Source organism: Candidatus Marivariicella framensis, assembly GCF_982709265.1.
Genome location: NZ_CEXPNT010000019.1, coordinates 21,995 through 29,435, shown reverse-complemented (window position 1 = coordinate 29,435; position 7,441 = coordinate 21,995). Strand labels below are relative to the sequence as shown.

4 protein-coding genes are annotated in these 7,441 nt (G+C 33.0%); all 4 read right to left on the bottom strand.

What is annotated here, in order from left to right:
* The coding region (locus AC34EU_RS07045; RefSeq protein ID WP_489696141.1) for a hypothetical protein at positions 1–1,198 on the bottom strand (1,198 nt) is incomplete at its 3' end.
* Positions 1,199–1,204: 6 nt separating this feature from the next.
* Entirely contained in the window at positions 1,205–2,455 is a 1,251-nt protein-coding gene (locus AC34EU_RS07040) for a DUF6786 family protein (protein ID WP_489696140.1), read from the bottom strand.
* Entirely contained in the window at positions 2,455–5,724 is a 3,270-nt protein-coding gene (locus tag AC34EU_RS07035) for a CRTAC1 family protein (protein WP_489696139.1), read from the bottom strand. Before AC34EU_RS07035 ends, AC34EU_RS07040 begins: the two co-directional genes overlap by 1 nt.
* Positions 5,725–5,899: 175 nt before the next feature.
* Positions 5,900–7,438, bottom strand: a complete 1,539-nt coding sequence (locus tag AC34EU_RS07030; RefSeq protein ID WP_489696138.1) for a RagB/SusD family nutrient uptake outer membrane protein — start codon at positions 7,436–7,438, stop codon at positions 5,900–5,902.
* Between the last annotated feature and the right edge of the window lie 3 nt (positions 7,439–7,441).

The window sequence follows — 7,441 nt, the reverse complement described above, 5'->3', positions numbered from 1 at the left end:
TAGCTGAAACAATAGTTGTTCTAGTATTTGAAGAAGTATAAGTTGTTCCAGTAGTTGTATCCGGAGAGGTCGTTGGATGAAAAGTAATGGAGTCGATAATTCTAAAATACTCATCAAACGGCATAGCCAAATGAGGTCTGTTATCAAACACAGGCTTACCAAATTTTTTCCATTGGTGTCTTGTAATCTTTTGAAATCCTATATTATCAGTAATGTCAGCTCCAACAAAAAGGTCAAACTCATATTTTACTTCGTTACTATTTAAACTTCTGACCATACTTGAATCGTTTACTCTTTGGTAACGAATATGATGTGCAATAATATTATCCATATAACCATATGTTATCACCGGTCTTTTGGTCAACCCTGTCATCACATTTAGATCCAACCCTGTAGGCATGGTGTATTTGTCATCTTCAAATGGCACTGAAAATATATTACGACCAATATCTGTCATTTTCCGGGCATCAGGAGAGGTGATTTTATTTTTATTTATGGCATTTAAATCAGGAACAAGTGCTGCAAAAAGATTTTTTTCTTGTACAATAATGGCTGGCGCATGATAAGAACGGTCGCCTATTATTTGATCTTTCCCCGGTAATAGTTTAAACCTGTTTTGTTTGGAATCTTCATTGTCAAATTTTAATCCTGGGGTATGCACAAAATACGGAGCGTGATCTAGATTGAATGTAAAAGTTGAAAGGGCATAATCTAGCTTAGGCATGCTGTCTGATAGAGTAAGGGATACATCAAAATGAAAATAGTCTTCTTCTCCTGATAACGTAATAGTTTGTTTTATTGGCACATTACCTTTTGAGCCTGTAAACATTACAATCTTTTGCTTTTCATTAACTTCCAATGAAAAATCACTAAATATTGAATTGCTTAAGTACCTATGTGCCACTAGGTCTTGATCAAACAATTTAACCGCTTCACTGGGAAATTTTTCTGGTGGCACAAAGGCAGCAGCTACTTCCTGCCACTGATCATTTTTTTTGGCATAAAAAATCTGTGAAATATGACCATTTTCTTTTTTAAAAACAGCTTTTACTTTAGAGTTTTCAATTTTTACGCTATTATTATCCTGAGTAATTTCAGGTGTAGATTCTTTGTGTTTACAGCTCCAAAAAAATATTGCAAGACTGCCTAATAAAAAACAAACTTTAAATATTTTGCCAAAAAGTGTATTAAATATCATCTATTATTATTTGAAAATCATACTAATTTCTTCTAATGAAACTCCTAGCATTTTCATTGAAATTGTGTTTAATTCTGTCCTATCTCCTTCAAAGTGGAAAGTATATTGCTTGTGAGATATTGAATTTCCAATACCAAGAGCTGCTGCAGGAGAGGATGTCTCTAATTCGTAAAAAGGTCCTAACGGAGCTGCGCCAGGTTCAGGTGGTCCATCATTATAAGAATTAACGACATCACCTTCAAAAGGATTATCTTGAATTTCCCATTTAGAGTTTACATAATTCGTTTCATTTGCTGGTTTGTTAAATTTTATAATTGTTAACGTTCCACTAACATCATCGTAACTTCCCATAACATTTGTAGCCCGTTGCGGGGACACACCAATTTTTCCTCTTTGTTGCCCATCTGCCTTAAAATAAATAGCATTTTCATCAACTTTTAATCTATCTGCGGGTACCTTTCCAAAATAATCATCATTCACAACGGATCCTAATTCTTGATCTTCTCCACTTTTATATGGGATAACCACTGTAGTAGTAGGCGTATGATTGAACATCCCTAAAAGCCAAATGGACAATAGTCCGTTTTCTTTTCGCCAAGGTTTATCTCCAGTGTTTTTCAATGTATTTTTGGTTAGATATCCAATAGAGCTTATTTCTTTAGAAACATCTAATTCCAATACACTGTTAATTTCATCTTTAGATAAAACAGAAATAACACGCTCAATATTAAAATTAAATATAAAGTCTGCATAATTGGTTAATGAAGCTGTTTTAGAAAATATGGCATATTTAGATGTATTCTCAACCAAATCAAAAGGCTCCAAATCAATCAATTTTGGAGTAAACCAATTATCTAAGTTGAATGCTGCATCTTTCTTAAAGAAAATAGAGTATTGACCGCCTTCAGGACCAAACCATAACCTTTCTTCACCTCCATAAATATTAATATTTTCCAAAGTGTCACCAGAAATAAAATGTTTTTTATTAATCCAACCATACCCTTTTCCTGACCAACCATTTGCTGTCGTTGTCATAACCCTAGCCTGGAGTGCAGCAGAAATAGCTACTTTTCCATTCCCTTTCTCATCTTCTAAAAGAACGATATCTGTATATTTGCGAAGAAAATCATAATCAGCTTTAAAGGAATTGACTTGTATTCCTATACTGTTCTTTTCTTCAGTTTTCTTTTTAGCATTATCAAATTTACAACTCAACATAGTAATAATAATTAATCCGTATTTTGTTAGTTTATACATTATTCTTTTATTTTTAAAATGGACAACTTATCGTTATTTTTTAATGAGATAAGGTATTCTTGATTGGATAGTTCATGATTAAAGAGTGCTATATTCTTAACATTTCCAGTAAGAAACAGGCTAGTTTCTTTAATCATTTTGAAACTATAATTATCCCTCCCATTTGAAATTAATACAAGGCCTGTTCCTCCATCTAATCTTGGAGTTTCCGCCTCTGTATTATATATGTTACCTGCCAAAATCGCGTCTTCGTAACCATCTCCGTTAAAGTCTTTGAAATCAGAGGAAAGTAGCGGAAATATTTGAGCAAATTCTGGCAGGTAATTCATTTTAAACTTCCCCTCTCCTTGATTTATCAATAGTATGGATCGAAATTCAGTTGCTTCTAAATAATAACTTGATGCAATTTTTTCTCCATAAATATCTTTTAAAGATGCTTCAGCGAAACTTTCATAAGTTTTAAACTTATTAGCTATAAAAGGCATTTGCTGAGAGGAGCATTCACGCCCTCTTAACGGCACGTCTTTTCCTTTATAATCATAACTCAACACAATATCTAGATTACCGTTTTTATCAAAATCATCAGCAAACATTTTAAGTGGGTTTTCTTTACTGGCACGGTATTTACTATTCTCCCCCAAATTGCCAATAATATAATCTTTTAACCCATCATTATTAATATCAGTTTCACCAACAGTAAACCACCATCCATAAAGTTCATTAAGGCCACTTTCCTTTGAAATATCTTTGAACACACCTTCATGATTTTTAAATAACCCAATGTGAGTCCATTCACCAACCACAATAAAATCCTCCCAACCATCGTTGTCGAAATCGGTAGCAATAACTTTATTAATTATACCAAATTTGGATAAACCTTTAGCTACTTCTGTAGTCACATCTTTTAATTTTCCTGCCTCATTTTTAAAAATAAATGAGGACCCAGATATAGGAAAATTCTGAGGCACAATCCTGCTGGTTACAATTAAATCCTTATTGCCATCCTTGTTGTAGTCTATTACTGCAACAGACTTTCCGCTAAAACGTTTGTCATTAAGTATAGCTTCAGAAGAGTTTGTGAGTTGCCCTTTTCCATCATTTAAATAAAGTCTATCTATATATTGTTTAGAATTTGATTTAAATGAATTTCCTCCACTAACTACATAAATATCATTATCATGATCATTATCAAAGTCAAATATAACGGCTTCCATGTCTTCATATTCATTATCCTCTATTAAAACCGATTGAGGAATATTAGTAAAACCGTTGTGTGTTTGAAAATAAATTTGTCCCGCTTGCCCACTGGCTCCTCCAATGAAAATATCTTCTTTACCATCTCCATTTAAATCTCCCTTTGCCAAAGAGGGTCCAAGAGTAGATTGCTTATAGGGAAGTAGCACTTCTTTATTAAAATCATTATAAACATTTTCAACATGTTTATACGTCAAATGAATACTTTCGGCATCTATATTTTCGAAAAGAGAAAGTGTATTATTCTTGTTCTTTTTAATTTTTAAATTGGCTTTACTTTCTTTAAAATCAAGTATTTGGTTCGTCTTAACTTTATAACGCTCTTCAAAAACACCAGAGAGCCAATCTACACGAACAGTATCTATTGTTTCATAATCTCCAACTCCAAAATGAGCACTATTTTCACAGGCCGATAAATAACCTCTAACTCTCTTGATTTTTTCTGTTTGTTGTTTTCCTCCATATTTTAATGTCACTTTAGCAAATGCTTCTGAAGAAAACCCCTGTGTATTAATTTTAATGAAATGACCTAGCTCTTTTTCTACAGAAAGATTTTTAAATAGAAAAGCCTCGTTATCAATATTATTGATTACCAATTCTAAATCACCATCGTTATCTAAATCACCATAGGCAGCTCCATTAGAAAAAGAAGCTTCATTGAATCCCCATTTTTTAGAAGTCTCTTTAAAACTGAGTGAACCCTTATTCTCAAAAGCAATATTGATTGATTTTTCTGATGGCATGGAGTCATACAATTGTTTTTTTAAACTCAACGGAAATTTTTTTGGGTATTTATTTTCTGCTTTTTTTACTAATTTCAAAAAATCATTATCTGTACCATATTTTCTATATCCATTGGTCACAAAAACATCCCGATCTCCATCGTTATCAAAATCTGCTAGAAGCCCGGCCCAACTCCAATCTGTCTTGGCCAACCCTGAAAGATGTGCCACGTTGACAAATTTATTATTACCATTACTAAGCTGTAGAGAATTATACATATACTGATGTTGGTAATTAAGTTTACTGACCATTAAATCAAAAAGTTTTGTATTCATGGAAGGCATTAGTGTTTTGGATCTAATGTGATCTTGAGAAGCCATATCTAATCCAAAAATATCTTCGTTACCATCATTATTGATATCAGCCATATCAACACCCATCCCATAAAAAGAAGTATGGTTTGTGTATTTTTTTATTTCATCAAGAAATGTTCCGTTTTGCTGATTAATATATAGCGCATCGGGGATATAATAGTCATTGGAAATATAGATATCCAACCAACCATCATTATTAATATCATTAGCCATAAGACCTAGTCCAAAGGTGGGATAGAGCAAGCCTGCCTTTTTAGTTACATCATGAAATTTTTCTTTTTCATTCTGGTATAAACGTGAGGTTGTATGTGGAAGAATAGAAGGGTCTTCTTTTAAGTATTTATGAAAAACTTGTGGTTGTATTCCGTAAAGTGGATTTTCATTCATCACCAAACAATCCAAATCTCCATCATTATCATAGTCAAAAAAGACCGATTGTGTACTAATTCCAGTATCATTTAGTCCGTAAATTTCTGCACTTTCCTTAAAGGTTGAGTTTTTCTGGTTAATATATAAGGAATTTTTTCTATTTGTGCCTAATGGTCCACCTTGAGATACATAAATATCCAACCAACCATCATTATTTACATCAGCAAAAGTAACGCCACTAGCCCAGTTTTTATTGATATTTATACCAGCTGTTTTGGAAATGTCTTTAAACTTGAGATCTCCTTTATTAATATATAATTTATTTGAAACCTGATTACCACAAAAGAAGATATCTAGTAAACCATCATTATTTAAGTCTGCAATACCTACACCTGCACCATTATAGAAATAATCGTAATCGAAGAGACTTTGTCCATTCTCCAAATCAACTTTAATACTATTAGTAAAAGTTATGTTACTATAAGATGAAGTAACCTTTTGAAATAAAGATAAATCCTCCAAGTCAATAATTTCGCTCTTCTTACTCATGCAAGAAGTTAAAAGTAATATGAAAAGGCACAATTTTCCCCACATAGCTGTAATGAAGTTATTTCCAAAATATAATATAAGTATAAAAGCTGTTATCTTTAATTTTTAATTTAAAAATGAACAGCTTTTATTACAAAAAAACCAAACAACCACTTAAAATTTTATAAACATATTTTTAATATCCCGGGTTTTGTGTTACGACACCATTTGCAACATCTATTTCCGTTTGAGGAATAGGGTAAATTAAACTGTGTGCGTCCACATTTGGCACCCCACCACCATATAGAACACCACTATATTCAGCTACCATGTGCGCATTGATAATTGTTAAAGCTTCAGAATCTGGTAATCGTATTAAATCCATCCATCTATGACCTTCAAAAACAAATTCTCGCCTTCTTTCTAACATTAATTTTTCTGAAAAAGTTCCAGGAGAAGCCGCACTAATATCTATGGCAGAATCTAAAGTACCAGAGTCTTGGCCAAAAGCTCTTCTTCTCACCTGGTTAATTAATTCATAAGACGCCGCATTTTCTCCGTCTGCCTCAGCTTTCATTAACAATACATCTGCATATCTTAAAACTACCAAGTTGATATTACTTCCACTACCAGCAGCAGCTAAATCAATAAACTTACTAATATAGGTTTCCATATTACCATTATTATCCCAAGAACTATAAGATGCGGCTGCTCTTAAATCACCAACTTCATACATGTTTGTCACATCTATAGTTGGAGCACAAGGTAATATTCCAGCAAATCCACCAGCCGATATACCAAGACGAGATGCTTCACTAGAAGGAATAAATAAATTATTTAAACCCAGACCAGTTTGGTTTGAGGGATTAAAAGTTATCTCAAAAACAGACTCTGCACTATTGTCATTACCTGCAGCATGTATATCGGCGTAATTAGCTAACAAACTATACTTTCCTATTACATTTTGCAATGTCGATGATGCTTCAGCCTTATTGCCTTTTTGTAATTGCACCTTTGCTAATAAGGTTTGAGCAGCGAATTTGGTTACTCTCCCGACTTCATTAAACGCACCCCCAGTATAACTATCTGGAAGTGAACTAATAGCTGCATTTAAATCGGATACAATAGCCGCATATACATCGGCTATACTACTTCTAGGCAGATTCGCATTATTAAAATCGGTAGTTGGGTCCAACCTTAACGGAACTTCACCATACATTGTCACCAATGTGAAATATGCCATGGCTCTTATGAACTTTGTTTCACCTATTGACCTATTTATCAAACCCTCTTCTACACTATTATCAAAAGGAATACTTGGTGCTCGGGCAAGAACAGTATTCGCATTATTGATTAAAATATAGTTTTTAACCCATGCATCAACCAATAACAAATTACCAGTAGTTTCTTCAAACGTATCTGTTTCAACCCTTTCTTTTTGATCTGCTCCGTTATTCTTTACATTATCAGAACGAGTTTCTTGCAAATTATAAAAATTTAAGCCTCCATAAATTCCTCTTTGGGAAGCATATACACCATTTACGGCAAATACTAATTCATCTGAATTTGAAAAAAATGCTCCAGTATCTATTCTGTCCTCTGGGGCTACTTCTATGAAATCAACACTACATGATGACGTTGAAATTAACAACACACTGCAGCAAAGCATTATTATTTGAGATTTAAAAAAATCTTGTTTTAAAAGATCTATTAAATTATATCTATTTATTTTCATTTT